The sequence below is a fragment of the Sulfolobus sp. E5-1-F genome, from assembly GCF_009601705.1.
GTDB lineage: Archaea > Thermoproteota > Thermoprotei_A > Sulfolobales > Sulfolobaceae > Saccharolobus.
The window spans coordinates 1,117,901-1,141,104 of sequence record NZ_CP045687.1; the positions used below are offsets into that span (position 1 = coordinate 1,117,901).

25 protein-coding genes and 2 pseudogenes are annotated in these 23,204 nt (G+C 35.0%); 16 read left to right on the top strand and 11 right to left on the bottom strand.

The genetic code is table 11. The features are described from left to right. Positions 1–40 precede the first annotated feature (40 nt). On the bottom strand, positions 41–586 hold the full coding sequence (locus tag GFS03_RS05425; protein WP_413789014.1) for an MBL fold metallo-hydrolase: 546 nt from the start codon (positions 584–586) through the stop codon (positions 41–43). A gap of 16 nt (positions 587–602) precedes the next feature. On the opposite strand from GFS03_RS05425, the pseudogene GFS03_RS05430 reads away from it, so the two are divergent. From GFS03_RS05430 to GFS03_RS05440, 3 genes and pseudogenes are all read left to right on the top strand, one after another. After that, a pseudogene (locus tag GFS03_RS05430) lies at positions 603–812 on the top strand (flavin-dependent oxidoreductase); the annotation flags it as partial. Between the two features lie 243 nt (positions 813–1,055). Continuing rightward, entirely contained in the window at positions 1,056–1,283 is a 228-nt protein-coding gene (locus tag GFS03_RS05435; protein ID WP_153422859.1) for an AbrB/MazE/SpoVT family DNA-binding domain-containing protein, read from the top strand. After that, on the top strand, positions 1,258–1,659 hold the full coding sequence (locus GFS03_RS05440; protein ID WP_153422860.1) for a PIN domain-containing protein: 402 nt from the start codon (positions 1,258–1,260) through the stop codon (positions 1,657–1,659). Before GFS03_RS05435 ends, GFS03_RS05440 begins: the two co-directional genes overlap by 26 nt. 53 nt (positions 1,660–1,712) lie before the next feature. Here GFS03_RS05440 and GFS03_RS13545 read toward each other — a convergent pair. Continuing rightward, positions 1,713–1,814: pseudogene (locus tag GFS03_RS13545) on the bottom strand (IS6 family transposase); the annotation flags it as partial. Positions 1,815–1,862: 48 nt separating this feature from the next. Here GFS03_RS13545 and GFS03_RS05445 point away from each other — a divergent pair. After that, positions 1,863–2,687 (top strand): DMT family transporter, encoded by an 825-nt coding sequence (locus GFS03_RS05445; RefSeq protein ID WP_153422861.1) that lies wholly within the window; start codon positions 1,863–1,865, stop codon positions 2,685–2,687. Here the strand turns inward: GFS03_RS05445 and GFS03_RS05450 are convergent. The 4 genes from GFS03_RS05450 to GFS03_RS05465 all read right to left on the bottom strand — a co-directional run bounded on the left by GFS03_RS05450 (position 2,649) and on the right by GFS03_RS05465 (position 8,389). Beyond that, positions 2,649–4,652, bottom strand: coding sequence for a DEAD/DEAH box helicase (locus GFS03_RS05450; protein WP_153422862.1), 2,004 nt, complete (start codon positions 4,650–4,652; stop codon positions 2,649–2,651). The two genes, GFS03_RS05445 and GFS03_RS05450, sit on opposite strands and share 39 nt — an antisense overlap. 456 nt (positions 4,653–5,108) lie before the next feature. Beyond that, positions 5,109–6,401 carry a hydroxyacid-oxoacid transhydrogenase gene (locus GFS03_RS05455; RefSeq protein ID WP_153422863.1) on the bottom strand — a complete coding sequence of 431 codons (1,293 nt, stop codon included), beginning with the start codon at positions 6,399–6,401 and terminating at the stop codon, positions 5,109–5,111. Between the two features lie 6 nt (positions 6,402–6,407). After that, a complete protein-coding gene (locus tag GFS03_RS05460; protein WP_153422864.1) occupies positions 6,408–7,223 on the bottom strand; it encodes an N-acyl homoserine lactonase family protein in 816 nt (271 codons plus the stop codon). 419 nt (positions 7,224–7,642) lie between these two features. Then, positions 7,643–8,389 (bottom strand): SDR family NAD(P)-dependent oxidoreductase, encoded by a 747-nt coding sequence (locus GFS03_RS05465; protein ID WP_153422865.1) that lies wholly within the window; start codon positions 8,387–8,389, stop codon positions 7,643–7,645. Positions 8,390–9,184: 795 nt separating this feature from the next. Between GFS03_RS05465 and GFS03_RS05470 the strand changes: the two genes are divergently transcribed. From GFS03_RS05470 to GFS03_RS05485, 4 genes are all read left to right on the top strand, one after another. Next, entirely contained in the window at positions 9,185–9,679 is a 495-nt protein-coding gene (locus GFS03_RS05470; RefSeq protein ID WP_153422866.1) for a hypothetical protein, read from the top strand. A 61-nt stretch (positions 9,680–9,740) separates the two neighbouring features. Beyond that, positions 9,741–10,877: a radical SAM/SPASM domain-containing protein gene (locus tag GFS03_RS05475; protein WP_153422867.1), complete on the top strand. Its 1,137-nt coding sequence runs from the start codon at positions 9,741–9,743 to the stop codon at positions 10,875–10,877. Continuing rightward, complete coding sequence (locus GFS03_RS05480; RefSeq protein WP_153422868.1) at positions 10,850–11,899, top strand: TIGR04053 family radical SAM/SPASM domain-containing protein; 1,050 nt, start codon at positions 10,850–10,852, stop codon at positions 11,897–11,899. Before GFS03_RS05475 ends, GFS03_RS05480 begins: the two co-directional genes overlap by 28 nt. Before the next feature lie 132 nt (positions 11,900–12,031). Beyond that, on the top strand, positions 12,032–13,441 hold the full coding sequence (locus GFS03_RS05485) for an aldehyde dehydrogenase family protein (protein WP_153422869.1): 1,410 nt from the start codon (positions 12,032–12,034) through the stop codon (positions 13,439–13,441). 624 nt (positions 13,442–14,065) lie between these two features. Here the strand turns inward: GFS03_RS05485 and GFS03_RS05490 are convergent. The 3 genes from GFS03_RS05490 to GFS03_RS05500 all read right to left on the bottom strand — a co-directional run bounded on the left by GFS03_RS05490 (position 14,066) and on the right by GFS03_RS05500 (position 16,451). Further along, on the bottom strand, positions 14,066–14,695 hold the full coding sequence (locus GFS03_RS05490) for a type 1 glutamine amidotransferase (RefSeq protein ID WP_153422870.1): 630 nt from the start codon (positions 14,693–14,695) through the stop codon (positions 14,066–14,068). 493 nt (positions 14,696–15,188) lie between these two features. Then, entirely contained in the window at positions 15,189–15,401 is a 213-nt protein-coding gene (locus GFS03_RS13550; RefSeq protein WP_238699220.1) for a hypothetical protein, read from the bottom strand. A 114-nt stretch (positions 15,402–15,515) separates the two neighbouring features. Beyond that, positions 15,516–16,451, bottom strand: coding sequence for a zinc metalloprotease HtpX (locus GFS03_RS05500; RefSeq protein ID WP_153422871.1), 936 nt, complete (start codon positions 16,449–16,451; stop codon positions 15,516–15,518). A gap of 233 nt (positions 16,452–16,684) precedes the next feature. On the opposite strand from GFS03_RS05500, the gene GFS03_RS05505 reads away from it, so the two are divergent. The 4 genes from GFS03_RS05505 (at position 16,685) to GFS03_RS05520 (ending at position 20,371) form a co-directional block, all read left to right on the top strand. Next, a complete protein-coding gene (locus GFS03_RS05505; protein ID WP_153422872.1) occupies positions 16,685–17,527 on the top strand; it encodes a KaiC domain-containing protein in 843 nt (280 codons plus the stop codon). Between the two features lie 36 nt (positions 17,528–17,563). After that, positions 17,564–18,760: an MFS transporter gene (locus GFS03_RS05510; RefSeq protein WP_153422873.1), complete on the top strand. Its 1,197-nt coding sequence runs from the start codon at positions 17,564–17,566 to the stop codon at positions 18,758–18,760. Then, positions 18,705–19,640, top strand: coding sequence for a dipeptidase (locus GFS03_RS05515; RefSeq protein WP_153422874.1), 936 nt, complete (start codon positions 18,705–18,707; stop codon positions 19,638–19,640). Before GFS03_RS05510 ends, GFS03_RS05515 begins: the two co-directional genes overlap by 56 nt. A gap of 299 nt (positions 19,641–19,939) precedes the next feature. Next, on the top strand, positions 19,940–20,371 hold the full coding sequence (locus GFS03_RS05520) for a universal stress protein (RefSeq protein ID WP_153422875.1): 432 nt from the start codon (positions 19,940–19,942) through the stop codon (positions 20,369–20,371). On the opposite strand, the gene GFS03_RS05525 is transcribed toward GFS03_RS05520, so the two are convergent. Then, complete coding sequence (locus tag GFS03_RS05525) at positions 20,364–20,753, bottom strand: metal-sulfur cluster assembly factor (protein WP_153422876.1); 390 nt, start codon at positions 20,751–20,753, stop codon at positions 20,364–20,366. The two genes, GFS03_RS05520 and GFS03_RS05525, sit on opposite strands and share 8 nt — an antisense overlap. A gap of 92 nt (positions 20,754–20,845) precedes the next feature. On the opposite strand from GFS03_RS05525, the gene GFS03_RS05530 reads away from it, so the two are divergent. The 3 genes from GFS03_RS05530 (at position 20,846) to GFS03_RS05540 (ending at position 22,126) form a co-directional block, all read left to right on the top strand. Further along, a complete protein-coding gene (locus GFS03_RS05530; protein ID WP_153422877.1) occupies positions 20,846–21,079 on the top strand; it encodes a C2H2-type zinc finger protein in 234 nt (77 codons plus the stop codon). 67 nt (positions 21,080–21,146) lie between these two features. Next, on the top strand, positions 21,147–21,494 hold the full coding sequence (locus tag GFS03_RS05535; RefSeq protein ID WP_153422878.1) for a DUF488 domain-containing protein: 348 nt from the start codon (positions 21,147–21,149) through the stop codon (positions 21,492–21,494). 17 nt (positions 21,495–21,511) lie between these two features. Continuing rightward, entirely contained in the window at positions 21,512–22,126 is a 615-nt protein-coding gene (locus tag GFS03_RS05540) for a helix-turn-helix domain-containing protein (protein ID WP_153422879.1), read from the top strand. A 72-nt stretch (positions 22,127–22,198) separates the two neighbouring features. On the opposite strand, the gene GFS03_RS05545 is transcribed toward GFS03_RS05540, so the two are convergent. Further along, positions 22,199–22,474: a hypothetical protein gene (locus GFS03_RS05545; RefSeq protein WP_153422880.1), complete on the bottom strand. Its 276-nt coding sequence runs from the start codon at positions 22,472–22,474 to the stop codon at positions 22,199–22,201. Between the two features lie 124 nt (positions 22,475–22,598). Between GFS03_RS05545 and GFS03_RS05550 the strand changes: the two genes are divergently transcribed. Beyond that, positions 22,599–23,114 carry a hemerythrin domain-containing protein gene (locus tag GFS03_RS05550; RefSeq protein WP_153422881.1) on the top strand — a complete coding sequence of 172 codons (516 nt, stop codon included), beginning with the start codon at positions 22,599–22,601 and terminating at the stop codon, positions 23,112–23,114. Positions 23,115–23,204 lie beyond the last annotated feature (90 nt).

A 23,204-nucleotide genomic window follows, 5' to 3' on the forward strand; every position in this document is an offset into this window, starting at 1 on the left:
TTTTATTCTTATTCAAAACTTCTTTAATTTAATTTAAGAACTATTTCAGTTCTTTCGGGGCTTTCGGATATTTATCCCATAGTTTAGGATCATGTGAAATTATTATATTTGTTCTAGGTAACTTCTGCATTGATTTAAGAAGTCTTATTCTTGTATAGTATTCTTCTGCATTACCTAATAACCAACCTTTACTTTCAAAACTAAGTTCTTCTGGCACATGTATGAAATCTCCAGTAAATATATAGTTATTATCATTTTGCGTTCTTACCTTTAGCAATATTGAACCAGGTGTATGTCCTCCAATCAAAAACAATTCAACTCCTGGGAGTATTTCTAGATAATCAGTGGACATGGGGACAATGTTCATTTCTCGTAAAATTTCCAAATCCCTCAGCAGGTAAGGAGCAGGTTTATTTAACCATACGTTTAGTAACGCGTACTCTAATTCCTTCTCGTGAACAATTATATCTGGTTTAGAATTTTTAAACAGCTCCAGACTTCCAGTGTGATCAAGATGCAAGTGAGAAAATATTATAAAGTGTATATCTTCTGGTTTATAACCTATTTTCTTCAGCTGATTTTCCATTTTATTTTCTTCTGAGAATAGTGTATTATTATTGCTTAGATGTCTGAAACATATCGTTAATCAGATCTATAAAATATGGAAGTTAACCGAGGTTAATAGACTAATGTTCCTAGTAGATTACGGTATGAAACCATTACCTTTAGTACAAGATATACTTGTTAACATTAGGGAGAAAGTAACTAAACTTCTTGAAGAGAAAGGCATAGAGCTTGACTTCATGACTTAGACCTAGACAATGATTTAGTACAAACCTCATAAACCCTAATTTTAGTTTCATCGCTAAGCAGTCTTCAACGAGTTCTGGACTTATCTCAGTTTTTTGCATGGGAAGATGAGAGGATCTATATAAGTGGTCGTGGCGATTGTAGCTAATTTTGTTGTTACTATATCGAATAAGATGACTACATCAAAATACTTCCAGTGAGATTAGTAGAAATATTTATATACTAGTAAATTAAGAAGTAGATGCATGGAAAGGGTTAAGGTTACCAGAAATTATCAGATAACAATACCTGCTTCAGTGAGGAGTAAGATTGGAATAAAGGAAGGAGATGTACTTGAGGTTTACCTAAATAATGACGAGATAGTTCTTAGGAAGGTTAGGAGTGAGAGACCTAGAATAAGGCTCGGGAAACGCCTTTCTTTAGAAGATATAGAGGAGGCAATAGAACGTGGAGAAAGCAGTGATCGATACTAACATAATAATTTATGACTACATTGAAGATTCCGAGTATCATAAGAGGGCTGAAGAGTTACTCGACAGTCTCGATAAGTGGATAATACCAGTAACGGTTGTCCACGAACTTGTATGGTTTCTAAAGGGTATGAAACTTGAGGATAAGATAGATGACTTGTTAGCTTACATTAGGAATGAAAAGGCTGAGGTTGTATGCGATTGTGCAGATAACGTAAGAAGTGCTATAGAAATAGTTAAGGAAGAAAAGCTTCCATTAGCAGACTATAAGGATATCGTTATACTGTCTCATGCGATTAGAGAAAGATTACCTTTGATTACCTTCGATAGAAAGCTTTCAAAAATAGCTGAAAGGTACGGTGTGACCATTATTAAGTAAAGCTCATTCTCACGATAGGATAGTTTTCTAGTTTATGAACGTGAGCAACAATTTTATGCATTAGAAATATCTACATTTAAAATTATTACTCCCCTATTCACTAAATACACTTGATAGTAAAGAAGGTCGTAGATTAGGAAGAAGTCCACAAACCAAATCAAAACTGAAGTTTTTAAATCTTTAAACCTTTTCTGTTCTACTGCATGCAGAAAACCACAATCTCTTTCCTTAGATGGATAGTTCCATTATCATTATTCTGGGGTTTTGCCTTCCCCTTAACTAAGATAATTGCATACTCTGCATCGCCTATGATCATTAGTGCCTTTAGAGTTGGGATAGCAGCTGTTTTCTTTTTAATTCTAGGTAGGGGACTATCAGTAGGTAAAAAGCAATTCATAAACGGTTTAATGAATTTCGCATTCTTCTTAATCCTCATAAATCTGGGAATTGGATTATCTCCAGACCCGGGTTTAGTGGCAGTAATGATTTATACACAGCCGATATTCGTTCTGATAATTGAGAGATTGCTTGGGAATAGGATTACACCTAAAGGTATTGTCGGTGTGCTTTTAGGAGTTATAGGAGTGATATCCTCAGCAACTCTATCGTTTAACATTGGGCTAGTTTTCGGATTGTTGGCTGGGATATTGTGGGCTGGAGGTACTATTTATTATTCCAGAAATTTAGCTAAAGAAGATATTGCAAAACTTAACGCATTCATGACCTTAACCTCACTTCCCATAGTTCTAGCTTTTACTCCAATTGACTATTATTTCAGATTTAGTTTAGTTACACTATCCTTACTTTTACTGTTAGCGATCCTAGCCCAAATATTGGGATTCTACTTCTGGTTTAATGGAGTTAGGGAATTGGGAACTGTTTACGCCAGCACTGGATCCTTATTAGTGCCAGTGATGGCTTACATTACTAGTTTCGCAGTGTTGGGTGTGGTTCCTACGCTACCTCAAATAGTCGGTTCCGTTATAACACTACTTGGAGTCTACCTTACCATTACTAGTAGAAGTTAGTTTATAAAAATTAACCAAACTATTATAGGCTATTACAAGAGAATTTAATTTAGCCAACTTCTCATCTTTGAGGTTATAGTAATTTATTTGAACTTTAGGATTCACAGTAACTGAATCAACACTAGCTGAGATTAGAATTTGAGCCATAAGACCATTCCCAACTTTGCCCATCGTGACCTCAACATTATAATCTTTTCCCTCCAACTCCTTCTCGTACTCACTTTTCTTACTGCTTAACTCGTTAATTACCTCGTCCAAATTACTGGAGAGAAATAACTTCATGAAAAGTCTGAGAGAGCTTTTCTTATCCAATTTTATGCTCCCTTTTTTCTTCCATAAAATCTCTCCAATTTTCTTATATTCACTATTGCATAACCTCATGTAAGTCTCTCCAAAACCTATGTTACAATAACTCCCCAATAGGACTTGGCTAATTACCTTTCCCATCATCTCCTCATCGTAGTAGTATAACGCTTTACCGTCCCTCAACGTTCTATCAACGTACTCATCTATATGTGACTTACTTTCATTTGATTCTAAGAGAGATAGTAACGAGAGAGTGCTTCTCTTTTTCGTATCATCTATCTGATTAATTAGGACTCTCCCACCGCTTTTGTTAATAATATCTACTACCCTAGCGACTGGTCCCTTATCTTCTCTCTTTTCAATAAGATAACTCACATCAACTCCCTCTAAGTAAAGATTCCTTAATGCCTCATCTAGATTGTCATATTCTGAAGTTTTTGGAGTTAACGTTACAACTAAATATTTTATAGCTGATTCCCCTTCCTCTTTTTCCTTTCCTCTTATTAGTCTTCCCAATCTTTGATAAAACCTCAATGCGCTTTGAGGAACGTCTGTCATTATTAATAGTTTAGCTTCCGGTATATCAATTCCCTCTTCTCCCACAATTGTTGATATTAGAACGTCAATTTCCCCTTTTCTAAGATCGTGAACTACTTTCAACCTTTCATATCTAGGTGAGTCCCCAGTTATTACTTTTACCTTCCCCATATCTGAGATGGCCCTTTCGAATTCATACGCTGTTGACTTCCTGGAGGTAAATATTAGTACTGGCTTAAATTCCTCAACCTTATAAATATTTAAGACACTCCTCAATGCTCTAGCTTTGTGACTTAAATCTTTTGAGTCACAAATGGAATCAATGTAAGGGTTCTCCTCTATTTTCCCAATTAGTCTTCTATAGCTTTCACAGAAAGCCTCTTTACCATAAGTGTAGAATGTGAGTTCTAAGAACTTGACCGTTTCCTTTTTTCCTTTTATTAATCCCTTAAAGAAGGCCTCATAGACAGAATCCTCTAAGTTGTTGAACTCTGAATCGAAGATATCGGCTATTGCTTTAGGAAGCTTAAAAGATGGATCTATTGTCGAAAGGCTCTTGAAATCATAGGCTAAATACTCAGGCTGACCTAATAACTTAACTAATCGGGAGTCTATAAGATACTTTTTATAAGAAGGTAGTAAGGCAGTAAAGCCTATCAAAAAATTAGGCTCTAAATCTACTAACACCTCCTCGTATCTTGCATCTCCAATGGCGTGATGTACTTCATCGACTATTATTGCGTCAGCTTTATCTAGGCATTTAGCTGTTGTAAATGGGGTTGACACTATGATTTTCTTCCCTTTTTCAAAGGACTCGCAATTTCCCTCATATTCTACACCAACATCATCACCAAAGACCTTCCTCCAGAATCTTTGGTACATTTGGTCGCATAGAAGTCTAGTGGGTTCTAATACAACTATATTACTAACCTTCTTCTTCGTCAAATAATAGGCAACGGATAATTCAATTAGTGTCTTCCCGCTTCCAGTAGGCATTGAAACTAAAATGAATCTTTTTCTATCAAGATTTTTCTTTATTTCTTCACTAACGTAATTTTGGTAAGGATAAGTTTCGATGCCAAGTTTCTCCCTAATTAGCTCATTTAACTCATTTAATGGCACAACATAGATATTGATGTATTAAAGTGATAAAGTTAGCCGTCGTCAGCAGTTTCAAACAAGCCTTGAAGTTTGTACACTTTTCGTAAATATTTAATACTAAAACAAAAAAGATCCATCAACTTTCTTGGACAACATTATACGTAAAGAAAAGATAGATTACATATATAAGAGTATAAAAAAGATAGAGGTCAAAGGTTTAGAAATTAATGATGATTACGTGGTTCATACTGCTTATCCTTACAAAAATCTCCAATCCTCACACATAAAGTCAAACAGTTTAGCATTTTCTAGTTTCGTGGTTACCCCAAGATAATGACGACTAATTGTGAAAATTTTTAGTTTACTATATTTTTTAGTATATTGAATAAGACGACTGGATAAGATCACTTCCGGAATTGTTTGAAGAAGAAACTTTTAGAAAAATTACGTCTCTTCTCTATAAAATTTTTTTCTTTCTTACAACGCTTCCATAAATATCTTCTTTATTTCTTCTCTAGTCAACCTTTTAGGAGATTGTTCAAGTAACCTTCTCTGAGCTAACGTACCTTCTACAAGCTTATCTAAATGCGACTCACTGAAGCCTATATCCCTTAGCTTTGTTGGTACAGATATGTCTTCTAATAAGTGTAAATAGTATTCTGATATGGCTTCTGATATCTCTTTAGGATCATTGCTTGTTTCAATTCCTACAATTTTCAATATTTCTTTAAATCTCTCTGGATAGAATTTAGCTAAATATCTAAATGCATATGCAGCAGGAATTGCAGTAGCTAAACCGTGAGGAACTATAGGATAGCCGAACTCATAATCTGAAGGATACCACTTTTCAACCATTCCGGCAATAGGATATGCCATAGCATGTGGTAAATGAACTCCAGCATGGCCAAATCCTATCCCCGCTATGCTTGCACCTAACATCATATAATATCTAGCTTCTATATCGTTAGGATTTGCATATGCTCTCCTTAAGTATTTATTAACCCATTCAATAGATTTAGCCGCAAAAATATCGCTAATTGGCGTTGATCCAGCATATACTGCTCTCTTTAATGGTGACTCTGGATACTGCCTTGAGGTGTAAGGTCTAGAAGTAAAAGATTCTATAGCATGATTTAGAACATCTAAACCAGTAGATGCCGTAATCATCGGAGGTAAAGTTACAGTAGTTAGTGGATCAACTATTGCAACAGTAGGCCTAATGTAAGGATTACTTATTCCAGTCTTAACTTTTAATGATTTAACATCGAGAACTGCAACCGAAGTACTCTCACTTCCAGTACCAGCAGTTGTTGGTATGGCAATTAGTGGCTTTATAGGGCCAGGGGGAATGTTACCCTTTCCTATTGGCGCGTTTATGTAATCTGAAAGCTCTGCAGGATAAGTATGAAGCAAGTCCAATACTTTAGCAGTATCTATAGTTGAACCTCCTCCCAAAGCTACAAATCCGTCTACATTCTCATCTTTAATTTTTCTATACGCCTCAATTAAGGCCTCATCTTCTGGCTCTATTCTAACTTCGTTAATTACCTTTACTGAAATAGAAGCTTCCTCTAACTTTTGTATAACCTTCTCGGTCAATTTCATTTGAGAAAGTCTCTTTCCTACAACCAACATTACTTTTTTTAAACCTAAGCGCTTTGCCTCGATTCCTACTTCTTCTATAGCATTAATTCCAAATTTTATTCTTGGAACTTCAATTACAAATACGGGATCGTTGTTAGGAGTATATGCAATATAGTTAGAGGACATTGTATCTCACTCGAGCGCCTTCGGAGCCTTAGGGAAGTTATTCCAAAGGTTTACGTCATGTCCAGCTACTAGCTTAGTTTTAGGTTTAGAAACTAAATATTTTAGTTTTCTGATGTAAGTGTGCCACTCATCTGCGTCACCCAATAACCACCCTTTAGCCTCTAATTCCATTTCCTTAACTAAATGCAGATAATCTCCAGTTAAGATGTAAGTATTTCCAGCTTGTGTCTTTACATGAAGTATTTGATGACCAGGTGTGTGACCACCAGTAAATTCTGCAATAACACCATCAGCTATCTCAAATTTTTCATCAGCTATCGGAACCCAATTAGCACCTCTTAATGGTCCAAGATCGGCGAAATCATAAGCACCTCCCTTACCTTGCCACATCATTAATAAGGCGTATTCTAGCTCCCTCTTTTGAACGATAATAGGGGTTCTTAAATCCTTGAATATAATAGCTTGACCAATATGATCTAAATGGAGATGAGATATTACTACAGCCTTAATATCCTCTGGTTTAACATTTACTAAAGCTAACTGCTTTTCTAACCTATTTTCCTCAGCGAATTTAAGTAACGGGAAGGCTTCTACCAGACCCTTCTCATGAGTTTTCATTACATCTGGTGAAATTCCGGTATCGAATAAAATGTAACCTTCTGGATGCTCAATTAAGGCTGCGGAGACTGGAATTTCTAACCATTGACTTGTTGCGTTTCTATTGCTATATGTTTTTGCTCCTCCAGCAGCTCCTGGTAAAAACCATCCAGAATCTCCGCCTAGTATACCTAAATCTAAAAGATAGACTCTTTTTGCAACCATAAAATATATTTATAAACATTTGTTTTTAAAAGTTTCTCTACAAATTGTTATAAACTGTTTATTTAAATTTGAGATAAAATTCATAACTTTTATTTTTACGTCTCATTTTTGCCCATAGTGATAACTTTTTATAATAAGTAACAATAGAATTTCTCCGAATAAAAAACTATATGAAAAGGCAGACTTTGTTATCTTTTGAGATGACTAATTTTCCTTCCTATTCTCTTACTGTGAACCGTTATACTTTAGCGTTAAGAGTTAAGGTATTATGGTGATATATTAAGATACTTTACTAAGCTTAGCTCTATCTAAATAGTTTTAGAACTAGATCTCTTACTATCTATATTCATTTTTCAAAAAATGGAATAAAATTAAAAAACAACCTTAAAAACTCTAATTATTTTTATTTTAGGATCTCCTCAATGTACTGTATATCCTCCATCAACTACTATCAATTGCCCGGTTATGAAACTAGATTCTTGGGAGGCTAAGAAAATTACCACGTTGGCTACATCTCTTGGTTTACCTAACCTCCCAACTGGTATTGCCCTCAAAAACGCTTGATAGTCTGCTTGTTGTGAAGAACTAGTGGACGTTCTCTCAGTTTCTATTGGCCCAGGAGCAATAGCATTTACTGTTATTCCATAAGGAGCGAGCTCTAAAGCCATTGCCCTAGTTAAACCTACCACGCCAGCTTTACTAGCACAATAGTGGGCTAAACCAGGGAAGCCCACAATTGCTGCATTGCTTGAAATATTTATTATCCTCCCATACTTTCTCTGAACCATATGTTTAGCTACGCTTCTGGAAAAGAGAAATGTGCCCTTAAGGTTAACATTTAATACTTTATCCCAATCATCTTCAGTCATTTCCAAGAAGGGCTTAGTTGGATAAATTCCAGCGTTATTTACTAATATATCAATTTCTCCAAAAGTATCTATTGCATCTTTTGTTGCTCTTTCTACATCTACCCTTTTAGTCACATCACCTACTATTGCCAACCCATCAACTCCACGGTCCTTAACCTCACGGAGAGTATCCTTAACTTTTTCTACAATGTCAAATAAAACTACGTTAGATCCCTCTTCAGCTAGTCTTAGTGAAATTTCCTTTCCTATACCCATTGCAGAACCAGTTACAATCGAAACCATTCCCTTTAAACTCATGAATAATAGATTACCAGTAAACAATTAAATTTTTTCTTACCTTGAAGTATTAAAAGGAGATTATGGAGTAAATCTTTAGGTTTATAGAAGTTTATAATTTAAGTATTTTTATATTTTTAATTTTTCAATTAGTTTTCTGCGTTGGTATGAGATATATCAATTATCAAACAATAAGATTAGTGAATCTTGAATAACATTCTCGTCAGCACATATCATTTTGGCAGTTCATCCCTCCATCAATTATAAAATTCACTTAGTACTTTACGTAAATTCACCTTAAATCCCTTAAACCTTAAATACTAACATAGATTCTCTTCGAGAAGATTTAAGTAATCGTAAATAGTTTAAGCGCATTTAGTATAAATACACCTTAAATCTTACATTGGAAAAATTAAGCGTTATATACTATAAGTCATTTTTCAGGAAACTACTATTTACTCTTGTTATCCATGATGCGTTATTAGACACTAAAAATGATGCTAATGTTGGTACATCCTTGGTCTTCCAACTCATCTTGTCTAATGTTGTTTTCCCTCCCTACGGTAATTAAGCACTTTATTAACTTTACTTCAATTTTTTCTGGGATTAGATTCTTTTTATTCTATCTTTTCAATTTCGTCTTCATCTTTTATTACCTCCTTATCCACTTATTTTATGAAACTTACTACTTCCTTTAAATTAGGAAAAAGATTGATATTAAGAAGCTTTAGGAGATGTCCAATTTGTGAAAACTCAACGAGTCATGAACGTTTAGGTTAGGAAAAAATTTTTAAATGTGTAATACATGTTTAACATATGAGTCAAGAAAACAATGAAAACAATAAGAAAACAATTACAATAAGAGGAGTAGATGAGAAAATATATAAAAAACTAACAGAAATTGCTAGATCCTCTGGCAAGACTATTGGAGAGGTCACAAATCAGGCCTTTAGGACATTCTTGGATTTAACTGATGCTGCCAAAAGAACTGCAAGTGGCGTAGTTGAAAGTGGTAAAACGTTCATTGAGGGATTTAAGGAAGGAATGGGTAATTTAATTATAATTTCCGATATAGACGAATTATCGGTAAACAAGGAGGAGATAATGCAAACGAATAAGCCTATTGTATTTAAAGGTATTAAGAAATTAAGCCTAGTTAATATCTCTGATGACGATGTGGAGAAATATATTCAAGAAATAAGTGACGTTGATGAGCTTATAATACCACCAAGCGTCAATAAGTTGAAACTATTGCAGAAGTGTAGGAGAGTTAAGAAAATAGTTGTACAAAATGTGAACAACCCCGTTTAAGAAAATAATTGCTAAAGGATTAGGGATCGCCTTTTTATGATTTAAATACCTTTTTATTTTCATGATTCCAATAAGCGTTCTAGTAACTAATTCTGGCACAGTATCATTTCACATTAAGGGTGAGTATAATAAGGATAGACCTAGTAAATTCAGTGACGTATTTAGACCAGTTGTAACATGGAATCTTACTCGGAAATGCAACTTGAAATGCCTTCATTGTTATATTAACGCATCGCCTGAGGGGGAAGATGGGTTATCTACAGAAGACGCATTAAGGCTAATAGATGAAATGGCTGAAATGAAGATTCCGTTAATCATAATGAGTGGAGGAGAGCCTTTAATGAGGAGGGACTTCTTCGAGTTAGCATCGTATGCTAGGAGTAAGGGAATAAAATTGGCCTTATCTACTAATGGCACATTGATAAGCCAGAGCGTTGCAAAGAAATTGAAGGAACTGGATTTCTCTTATGTAGGTATAAGTTTAGATAGTTACGATCCAGAATTTCACGATAAATTTAGAGGTCTAAATGGAGCCTTTAATATGACAGTAAAGGGAATTGAAAATGCAATAAACGTTGGATTAAATGTTGGACTCAGATTCACTATTACGGCTAAAAATATTCATCAAGTAGACGAGTACGTGAAATTGGCCTTGAAACTGGGAGTTAAGAGGATAACGTTTTATCATTTATCAGCTAGTGGTAGGGGTAAGGAATTAAGAGAGTGGATGTACACTTCTGAGGAATATGTTAGTTTCATAAACAAATTAGTTGACTATGCAATTAAGCTAAGTGGAAAGATTGAAATTGAAACTACTTTAGGACAATTTGATGGGATTTACATTGCTAAAAAGTTAGCTAGAAATGAGGAAGAGCTTGAAAAATATATGAAATTCGTTGAAAATAGTGGAGGATGTGGAAGGAAGATGATATCAATATATCCGAATGGTGACGTTTATCCTTGTCAATTCATTGACTTTTACAAGTTAGGTAACGTTAGGGAAAAACCACTTAAGGAGATAATTAAGAATATTCCAGACTTTTTCATAAATACGGACAAGTACTTGAAGGGAGAGTATTGTGGAAAATGTAAATATAGATCTGCATGTAAAGGAGGAGATAGAGCTAGAGCGTATTATTGGAATGAAGACATTTACGGGGATGATCCGTTATGCCCTTTGAAAACTCTCCACATCTAGTCTTCTGGGAAGTAACTAAGGCTTGTCCATTAACTTGTAAACACTGTAGAGCTAATGCTATAGATAAGCCGTTACCAGATGAGCTTAATACTGAAGAGAGTAAAAAATTACTAGAGGATATAGCGAAATTTGGAAAGGTTGTTATAGTTTTCACTGGTGGTGATCCGTTAAGTAGAAGTGATATTTTTGAACTGATGGAATACGCTAAATCATTAGGATTAATAGTTTCAATAGCACCCTCTCCTTCATATCGTCTAAACGATGAGACAATGAAGATGATAAGCAATTACGCTAAATACATGTCAATTAGCCTAGATGGAGCTACTCCTCAAACCCACGACTGGTTAAGGGGATTTGGTAGTTACAAGCACGCTTTAAGGGGGATTGAGCTTGGACTAAAATACGGGATACAAGTTCAGGTTAATACCCTAGTCTGGAAGAAAAGCTATAGTGAGTTACCTTTTCTAGTAAAAACGCTAAAAGAGATTGGAGTAAAGATTTGGGAGGTGTTCTTTCTAATTCCAGTGGGTAGAGGAGTTATTGAGTTGGACATACCTAAAGAGAGATATAAAGATGTTATAGACTTTCTAGTTGAAGTCACAAGATATGATTTAGTTGTAAGAACTGTTGAGGCACCTTTCTTTAGGAGAGCTAAACTCGAGTATACTTCAGCTACTGGTAACAATGAACTAGTTTCTAAATTACGTGAGCTATTAGGTGAACCAGTAAGGGAAATTGATAAGAGTATTTTGCCTACTAGGGACGGAGCTGGCGTTATCTTTGTCGGTTACAATGGTGATGTCTACCCTAGTGGCTTCTTACCATTATATTTAGGTAATGTTAGAAAGGAAAGTATCGTCAATATCTATAGAAAGTCCGAGGTTTTGAAAAAAATAAAAGATGGAAAATTTGAAGGGAAATGTGGTATTTGCAAGTACAATAATATTTGTGGAGGAAGTAGGGCTAGAGCTTTTGCAGTATATAATAATCCGTTTGCAGAAGATCCGATGTGTCCATATTAATACGTTTTTACTCTTAATTATTTTAAACTAGAGATGATATGTTTAAAAACTTACCACAAACATTGTGTGTTCAAAAAATTGGATTAATTATTTCATAATTGCTTAAAAACTCCTAATACAAATATATACTTAATGAGTCTAGAGGTTATTGAAATTCGTTCCCCCTCTAATCTTAAGGTAATTGGAACTGTGAAAAGAATGAGTAAAGATGAGGTTAGAGGAGAGATAGAGGAGGCATACAAGGGATTTGAAATAATATCAAAGATGCCCCTCTATAAAAGGACTGCTATACTGAGGAAAGTATCGGAAATTTTAGAAAGAGAGCAAGAGAGATTAGCCAGATTACTTGCAATGGAAGCCGGTAAGCCAATTAGGGATTCCAGAGTTGAAGTATTGAGAGCTTCCAGATTATTTAGACAGGCCGCTGAAGAGGCTGGGATGGTTTTAGAAGGTAAGAATTATAGAGTAGACGCTTATGAATACCCTCCTGGGAATGAGAATAGAATAGTTGTAAGTACAAGGGAACCAATAGGTGTTGTAACTGCAATTTTACCCTTCAACTTCCCCATAAACTCGTTTGCTCACAAGGTTGCTCCAGCATTGGCAGTCGGAAATTCAGTAGTGGTTAAGCCAAGTATAAATACACCTCTTGCTGCAATAGAAATGAAGAAAATATTAGTTGAGGCTGGATTACCTGATAGCGTAGTTAGAGTAGTCACTGGTTATAGTAGTGAGATCGGGGATGAGATAATTACACATCCATTAGTTGGTTTGATTACACTAACTGGTTCCACGCAAACTGGCCTTAAGATAGCCTCTAAAGCCGTTTCCTTAGGGAAGAGAATAATAATGGAACTAGGTGGTTCCGATCCCATAATCGTCCTAGAAGATGCAAATATAGATAGAGCTTCCTCAATAGCTGTTAGAGCTAGGTTTGAGTACGCTGGACAGAACTGTAATGCTGGTAAGAGAATTATAGTTAGGCAAGAGGTATACGATAAGTTCGTAAAAGCATTTAACGAGAAGGCTAGAGCGTTAAAAGTAGGTGATCCATTGGATGAGACTACTGACGTTGGGCCAGTGATTAATAGGGAAAGCGTTGAGAATTTGAATAGTGTATTAGAGGATGCTAAGAGTAAAGGAGGTAAGATTGAGATTCTTAATAAGGGTCCAGAGGGTGGAAGCTATTTCCCATTGGCTATGGTTACTAATCCTTCTTTAGATATGTTAGTGCTAAAGACTGAAGTGTTTGGGCCAATAGCACCAATTGTGAGTGTAAAGAGCGATGAGGAGGCAATTCAAATAGCTAATTCGACTGAATATGGTTTGCAGTCCGCAATCTTTACTAATGATGTAAATAGAGCTCTAAAGTTAAGTAGGGAGTTAAAGTTTGGTGCGGTTATCATAAATGATAGTACAAGATTGAGATGGGATTCATTACCCTTTGGCGGATTTAAGAAAACAGGTATCGGTAGAGAAGGAGTTAGAGAAACGATGCTTGAGATGACTGAAAACAAATTGATAGCAATTACGCTTCTCTGAATTTTTTTAATTTTGTAATAAATAGTTTATTATATTCTCGATGGTGCATAACAGACATGAGATGGGTAACAGTATCTACTAGAAGAGTTGAATAATGGATCTTAGAGAGCTAAATGACCGCTGAATAAACTACTCTGAAGAGGGTTTGAAAGAGATTATAAGGAGAAGAGAAATCTAGAAAAGTATGGATGAAATTTTTGAAAATCTTAGATGTGAAAGATATAGTGAAATCGATCAGTGAGATGAAAATATCGGATAAAGAAATATGCTACATATCGGATATAAGCTTTATAATTAATATTATCTAAATTATAAGAAGGAAAAAGTATAGATGTTCTAAAGATAAGAGAGTACTATAATAATAATAGCAGACTTAGTACAGTATGAAATTGGAATTTCTTGTAGGCGAGAAAACTCATAAGCATCTTCAATCTCTCTATATAAAGATACTAAAAGTTATTGAGGAGATAGAGTAAGTTAAATAAAATTATAGATTTTCTAAATTAAGTGAGAGAATAATCTATTACGAGACAGAATATTTTAAAAAATACAATATCCCAATCGATAGTTAACCAAAGGACTTGTCAGAAAAAGGGCGAAATCTTAGGTTCTGAATTGAATAGACTATAATTGCATCCAGTACTTTATCAATTTTGACGCTGAATTTTCAAGTTCACTTTCAAATTTCTTCACATCGTCAACTATACTTTCATTCCCACCATATAGCTTTACCCACTTGCTGATCATTTCCGAATTTATCTCAACATGAAATTGTACGCCTAAAGTTCTTTTTAGCCTAAACGCTTGGAAATATTTGTTACTGTAGCTTAGTAATACAGCATCATCTGGCAATGAGAATGTATCACCATGCCATTGAAATACTAATAACTCATCAGTACCCATAAAATCCTTTAAGTCTCCCAACAACCTAACTTTCTGAACACCAATTTCTTGTCCAAAACCACCCTTAATTACCTTACCGCCTAAGGTTTCCGCAATTAACTGTGAACCTAAACAAACTCCTAAAACTCTTTTATCTAGCCTATACGCCTTTTTTATTAACTCCATCTCTACGTTCAAAAAATGATATTTATCCCTTTCATAAACGCCCATTGGTCCTCCCATTATTATTAACGCGTCAAATTGTTCATCTCCCTTAAGTTCTTCAGCCATTATTTCCTCAACATGAGGTAAGAATTTCTTTAATGTGCCTAGGGTTTCCACGGGATGATTGTAAACTGCCAGTATCCTCATATGTATAAAAGTAAGGAAATGTAAAAATATAAATATTAATGGCCAACAGCCCTAGCTATTCTTTGCCTTGCTAAAGCCCTTAAGATCCCAATCAAAGCATCTGCTGGGATTAAAGCTAGTAGGTCAAATTGCATAGTAGTACAGTTCACTACAGCGCGGTGGATCAGAGGATTTAGAAATCCTAAGATAAAATAATAGGTCCGGAATTGCACATAGTATACCAATTATTATACCCTCAATTACGGCAAATCCCACTATTTTTGTCCTAACTGAAATTCTGCTATTGCCGTTATACCTAATATCGAACAAGTTACCTCGAGTGGCTATAATAATAGCTTCTGCAAAAAGGCTGTAAGTAACTCATAGACAACAGTTAGTCACCAAAGCCGTAATGGAACAAATTTGCTAACAATGTGTAAACCGCTAAGCTTATCACACCGACTCTTGGCTTTCTAACCTGTAATTCGACTATCAGAAAGATAAAAAGTCTTCCCTAGAACCCAATTTCTAAAAAAGGAGAGCTAGGGAAGAACCTCGCTATGAAGCTACGCACGTAGAATTCCCAAACTACACTAAATGCTCCACCAACTGCTATATATACAAAATCAAGTGTTATAAAATCACTCTTAACTAGTCTTTTACCCAGTCCATATACCACTAAAGGTACCGGGATGAAATACACCACGACTATTTCCCAAGGTATCATTCCCGGGAACGATGTGCCGAATTTTATTCTATTGGATTCTATAATTATATATTTTTATATGAGAGATTATAAAGATTTTTTATGTAGAAAATATATTATTTACTGATATAGAATCTATATATTATTACCATAGATTAACTTGTAAATCATTTGGGCTCTCTTGGCTGGATAAGGATGGGTAGATAAAATGTCCTTAAATACACTAACCTTAGTTCTTAACCACTGTTCAACTAATAAGTAAGGATCTTTCTCTTCCACTTTCACTGGTGGTGCAGTTACTATAATTCCAGTAAATGGGTCAATCCTAATGTTTTGCATATAAATTTCGATTTTAGCTAATGCAGTAGCTAAAGCTTTTGATGCCTCTCCTAATACTAGAAATGAGTTATAATCCGCGTATGATTCTCTAAGCCTATTAAACCATAAGACGAATATTTGCAGTATGAAAGTTACAATAAAGATAACAAATCCTATTGCTAAAGCCGCTATAGCGAATAATAGTTCAATTTCATCGGCTGCAAGGAACAATGCTAAATATCCGAAATTCATCAGTAGTGTACTAATATATCCTAATACTGTAGGAATTAGACCGATTGTCATACCTATCTCGACATCTCTATGCTTTATATGTCCTACTTCGTGAGCTATAACTGCCGTCAATTCATCAAGGTTAAGGATATTTAACAAAGGTAAGGTTATTCCAACTCTCATACCGCTCAATCTATTACCGTAAGCAAAGGCATTAGGGTAAGGTGCGTCAATCACGAAAACCCTAGGGGGCTTAATTTTAGACTCTTCAGCTATTTTCCTAACTAAGTTGTAGAGCCAGCCGTATTGAGGATCGTCTGGAAAAACCTCATAACCACCTCTTCCCACTACATAAGGTGAAATAATCCATTGAAATATCCAGAAAATTAAGAGTGCTGGAAATATAAAAAATAATGATATATGAAGTAAAGAGGCTATTGCTATTAATACTATGCCTTCTGATATAATTGTGAGGGACAATGATATAATCATACTTAATATCAATCTTTGTTTTACATCCATCAATAGAATCTCACACACATCTTATTAAAATATTATGCAATGTTACTTAAGATTCTATCGCTAATCGCACATTTCACCAAATTCAGTAATTGGGAGTTAGAAATAATCCCTTATCTGACTTGACATATCTACTCCTTGTAATTTCGATACAGAGTAAACACTGAATGCAAGTCTTATAACAATATAAACTTTAAGAATTAATTTTATATTGCTATATAAAATTATGTCATGCTATGAGAAGAGTAAGATCCTATATTCCGGGACTTGACGAGATACTTTACGGAGGTATTCCAGAGAGGCATATTGTTTTAATTTCAGGAGGTCCTGGTACAGGAAAATCGATATTAGGTAAACAATTCCTCTACAACGGTTTAACTAAGGGGGAAAGCGGGGTATTCGTAGCTTTAGAAGAACACCCAGTTTCTGTGCTAAGAAGTTTCGAGCACTTCGGATGGAACGTTAGGAAATATGAAAAGGAGGGGAAGTTCGCAATCGTAGATGCTTTCACGGGAGGTTACGGTAGCACAGCACAAAGAGAGAAATACGTTGTGAAAAACATTGATGACGCTAAAGAATTATCAGAAGTTTTGAGAACTGCAATAAAAGAGATAAATGCGACTAGAGTTGTTATAGACTCTATAAGTACACTTTACTTGAATAAGCCAGCGATGGCGAGAAGTATTGTAATGCAGTTGAAGAGAGTTATATCCGGTCTAGGCTGTACTGCAATTTTCGTTAGCCAAGTTTCAGTGGGTGAGAGGGGATTTGGAGGCCCCGGTGTAGAGCATGCTGTGGATGGTATAATAAGGCTAGATTTAGACGAGGTTGAGGGTGTAATGTATAGGTCAATAATCGTTTGGAAGATGAGGGATACTAAGATTTCGATGGTTAGACATCCAATGGATATAACGGATAATGGAATTATTGTACAATGGGATAAGTATTTGAAAATTACCAATTGGTCAGTCTCAGTACAGCCCTTGCCACAAAAGGATATAGATGAGATGAAGAGAGCTGTGGCAGAAGTTGAAAAAGAAGTTGAAGTGAAGGAAGTAGAAAGGGAAGAGGAGGAATAGAGTTAGTTATTTAACAAACTGTATAACTTTTAACTTATGGATAAGGTTAGCATTTTTTCACTAATTGCCTCAAGGATTTTAAGAAGTCTGTCAGCTGGGATAATATTCGTTATCTTACCTTATCTGGTTTTAGTTGAGTTGAAATATTCATCATTAATCTTGGGATTTACATACACTACTGGTACCTTTGCTACAGCCATATTCGGCCTAGCAGTAGGTTACCTCGCCGACTTATATGGAAGGAAAAATACCTTAGTCCTAGCCTCAATTCTCCTACCACTAAGTGCTTTACTGATATTCCTAAATCACTCACTAATCGCACTTTTTGTTGCATCAGCACTAGGAGGGTATTCAGCGACTGGAGCAGTTGCCGGTGGTGGAATTGGAGGAATTGTAGCCCCCATACAAAACGCTTTAATTACCGAACTGACTGACAACGATAATAGAACGTTTTATTTCTCTCTATTCACATTTCTATCTGGAATATCAGCCTCAATCGGCTCTCTCGTAGCTGGGTTATTTAATACGGAGCAAGGATTTTTAATTGCAATGGTAATGGGGTTTTTATCAGTTCTTGTACTGTTTCCAGTAAGGGCTAAAAACATAAGGGCTAAGTCAGCTTCCTTGAAAAGCAAAGTGGTAATAGGGAAGTTCTCAATTACGGGGTTATTAAATGGTATATCTGTAGGTCTAATAACTCCATTTCTGATTCCGTTCTTCATCCTCGTATACCACACACCAAAATCTGAAATGTCAATATTCACTTTCCTCAGTAGCCTTATCGCTTCTACGTTAATCCTCATAGCACCACTGTTGGATAGGAAGATGGGATTTGTGATGAGCATAGCTATTACAAGGGGTATAGGTGCTTTTCTTTCAATTATAATGCCCATCATAAGGATCTTTCCGATATCCTTAGGGATTTACCTTATTCTTCCTGCTATGAGAATATTAGCACTACCTATACAACAAAGGGCGATTGCGGAAATGGTAAGCCAAGATGAGATAGGTAGAGCAATGGGGATTAATCAAGTAACTAGATTAGCAGCTTCCTCTGGTTCAACAAGCTTAACCGGCTACTTGTTCTCCGAATCTCAGATTGATTTGCCATTCTTGGCTTCTGGTATAATAATGGCTTTAAATGTTTACATGTACTATAAATTCTTTGGAGGCAAAAATGAAGTTAATAGACCTTCACGAGGATCTAGCCTACTCAAACCAAATGGGAATTGACGTAATTGAAGGTAATAGGCAGTCCAGTATAAAAATGCTAACTGAGTTTGATTCATTAGTCTTTGCCTCACTCTTCCCACATGTTGATACTTTAGATGAGAGAAGCGAGGAATTAACTGCTCTTTATGGAAGTCCAACTAAGTCAACAAACTTTTCTCTTGAACTATTTTTAGATCAAGTTAAGTTTTACTATTATTTGGAGAGAAAAGGTATAGTGAAAATTGTGAGAGATGTTAACGATATTGAGCCTAAAGATGTTAAACTACTATTGTCATTAGAAGGTGCTGACATTCTAAGGGACTACACTGATCTATATCTTTTAAAAGAACTTAACGTTCTCAATTTAGGTTTAACCTGGAATTACGACAATAAGTTTGCATCGTCTTGTATGTCCAAGAAGGATTACGGATTGACTTCAGAGGGCGAGGAGTTGGTTAGATTGGCTAATAAACTGGGTATAATAATAGATTTAGCCCATGCTGGCAAGAGGACTGTTTTAGATGTTACGTCAATTTCTAAGAAACCAGTTATCGATTCTCACACTAACTTTACCAGATTAAAACAGCATAAGAGGAATTTGGACGATGAGGAGATAGAGGCTATAGTTAAGACTAAAGGTGTTATAGGAGTTACTGCAATAGTATCCACTTTAAAGGAGGCTACCATTAATGGTATTGTTGAGAGTATAAGATACTTAGGAGAGTCGTTTGGTTGGGAATACGTTGCCATAGGTACAGATTTTCTAGGAATAAGCGAAACGCCAAAAGGATTTGAGAACATCTTGAAGGTTAAGGATTTGGCTAAAGCGATAGAGGGACATGAAGAAGAGGTTTTATGGAAAAACGCCTATAGGGTAATAAAGGAGAATTTATCCTCATAAATTATAATGATTGTTATAAGGTATTGAGGTTTTATCTTTATAGTCTATTTCTTCTCTTCTCCTTAAAAGTTCTATTCTGACCTCTCTTCTCTAAGTAATTAGTAATCTCCTAGCAAATTGTAACAATTAATACTGTTTCAGTAACTCACTTAAAAGTGCAGATGAAATTACATATTATAACTGAACAGTGTTTAGTCTTTTAAATATGATATTGATTCTCCCTTATACTACTAAGCTCATAACTAAGTGGATAAAGGTTTTTATATTTGTATGTCTATATTATTACGGGGGTTTAAAATATGGTGTTTAAAAATATAATCGTAGCATATGATGGCTCTGAAAACGCTAAAAGAGCATTAGATGTAGCAATAGATTTGGCGAAAAAGTATGAGGCTAAACTTACAATAATTGAGGCAATTGATACTTCAGTACTTGTAGGAATGGGGTTAGGCCCAGTGCCTGGGGAGGTAATAAATGAAATGTATAATAAGGCTAAAAGAGACATAGAGGAGGCTAAGGCGAAAGCTATAAATAGTGGAGTTAAAAACGTTGAAGGTGTAAATGTTGAGGGAGACCCAGCCACTGTAGTAATAGACTATGCAGGAAAAACGGGAGCTGATTTGATAGTTACTGGAAGTAGAGGATTATCAACTGTTAAGAGAATATTCCTAGGTAGTGTTTCATCTAGAATTGTTCATGAAGCTAAAACACCAGTATTAGTTGTTAAGTAACTTTTTCTTCCTCTAATTTTATACCCATCCTCTCAGTCCATCTTCTAACTATATCATACCCAAATTTTCTTATGAACTCTTTTCTACCCTCTTCAGTCATCATTAATGGCGTCCACTCAGTATCCAAATCCAACTCTACTTTTATACTTTTAGCCTTTACACTTTCCTTAACTACTTGCTCCACAGTATATTGCAAGTCTTCAGTAACTGGACAAGCTGGTGTAGTAGCTCCTATCCTAACGTATACATCTCCATCATCACTGATATCTAATTGGTAAATTAATCCCAAGTTAACTATGTCTATTGGTATCTCAGGATCGTAAACTTCATGTAAACCTTGAAGTATCCTTTTCTTCCATTCATCCTTTTCCTTTTCATTCATACATGTCTCTTTTCTGTCTTTGGAAAATTTATATAACACCCCTAAATGATGAGGTATTGATTACTCATATACTACCAAGAATAATTATAATTATGGTTAAGCGTATAGTTCTAAAATGTGAAGTGTGTGGGGAAACGTTTAGTTCCAATTCCTTATATTATCAGCATAAGGCGCTCCAGCACTCTAACTATAAGCCAATAGTAAGGGAAGATGGATACGAATGCCCTGTTTGTCATGAAAAGAGAAGAGGAGCTGCTAGTATGCTTACACATATTGGATTACATCATGCAACTAACAAACCGTTAAGAGTAGAACTTCAACAGTGAGTCCCCACTCTTGTAAACCTAATCTATTAGTGTTTTCCTTTTTAAACCAATATGAAAAGTTTAAACTATGATCAGAATAAAGAGGATTTACGATCCAATAGAAAAGGATGACGGAGTAAGAATCTTAGTAGATAGGCTATGGCCAAGAGGTGTTAGCAAGGATAAAGTCGACTTATGGCTCAAAGACATAGCGCCTAGTGACGAATTACGAAAATGGTTTAGTCATGATGCTAGCAAATGGGATGAGTTCAAAAAGAAATATTTTGAAGAACTGGATGCTAATCCAAAGATAGGTGTACTATTCCAATTAGTTAAAAAAGGTGGAAATATTACTTTACTTTATGCCTCGAAGTCACCGTATAATAATGCAGTAGCGTTAAAGGAGTACCTAGAAAAAAAGATATTAAAACAATAGTTGAGATTCTTTACTAGATGTTTAAATCACCGTTTGAAGTGACTATCCTAATTGAGGAGCACCCTTGTGAAGTGATGAAGATAATATCCAGTCCTGGGCTTAAAGGTGTTGTTGATAACGTTAAGCTTGGGGATAATACAACCGATCACATAGTACTTTTCGAAAAAGAGGTCCAAAAAGATGATCTAATTAAGCTTAAATCGCATAGTACTAAGGTCTTAAGGCTTAATGACAACAAGGTATGGGTTAGAACTTACGGATGTGCAGTATGTAAAATTCTATATATTTCGAACGTTGTTGTAGAGAAAATAAAGGTAGTAAAAGAGAGGACTTTGCTCTATACACTCTTGGTACCCAATACGATGGCACTGAAGGAATTTTTAGGAAACCTAACGAGTCAAGGTATAAAGTTTACAGTGCTAAGCACTTCTGAAATAAGTAGTAATGAATTAACCGATAGACAAATGGAAATATTGAAGCTTGCGTACAAGATGGGTTATTTTGATGATGATAGGAGGGTTACTTTAACCGAATTAGCAATGCAACTAGGAATTTCCACACCAACTTTAGAGGAGATTTTACGTAGAGCATTAAGGAAAGTTGTCAAATATTACTTAGATAAGGTAGGATAGACTTTTTGTTTAGGATATTAAATGAGGAGAAGCATAAAGGAAAAAAGAAATTAAGTCCTTATTTATTTTTTGTTAAAAGAAAGACTTATGCTCGTATAAGGTTTGCGGGACTAGTGGTGTAATTTTCCATGAGATATTAAATTGTTTTGCTGCTTGTATCAACAAATCCATATTGTCTACATTCCATTCACAAATTGCAGTTTTAGCGTCTTGAGAAATCCTTATGCTTTCCAATTTCATTCCTTTAGGGAGTTTTTTACCTTTAGCCATGCTGACTAATTGGTTAAAGAAGTCAGTTACGGCTCCCTTTTGGCTATCTTCCCATTGATGCACTACAACTATTTTCATATGTTTTTATTTGAAAAAACTAGTATTTATATTTTATTGTTAATTTTCATATTACTTAACATTTCTTACCATCCCTTAACAATTAGGTGTTCAGTATAATACTCGATAATGAAAAAATACAGTGATGTTAAACTCCATAAAGGCCTTAATGGATGAACACAATGTAATTCTAAAAGCACTGGATGTATTAAACGTTATAGACGCTAAAATGGATAATATACAAGATATTAAAACCATAATAAATTTCATAAAGAACTTCGTTGACGATTGTCATCACGTTAAGGAAGAAAAAGTATTGTTTAACTTCTTAGAACAAAAAGGAATGGTAGGTGGTCCAACTTATGTTATGGTCTATGAGCATAATAAATTGAGGGACCTAATAAGTAAGATTGAGGCAGAATATAGTGAACCTCAAAACCTACGGGAAGATTTGAATAACCTTATCATGCTGTTAGCTAGTCATATCGACAAGGAAAATAATGTCTTATTTCCAACTGCGGAAAACTTAATATCTGATGACGAGGATAAAGTGATTTATAATAAATTTGAAAAAATTGAAGAAAATTTTGGTAGAGAAAAGCACGAGAAGTATATAGAGCTAATAAATGAACTCTATGGAAAATACGTTAATAAAAGATAAAAGAATAAGTTATCTAACTATTTTTTATACTTTTTAAATTAACTTTGTAATTTCTATAGTGCATTTATCACAAAATTTTTAAACCTCTAT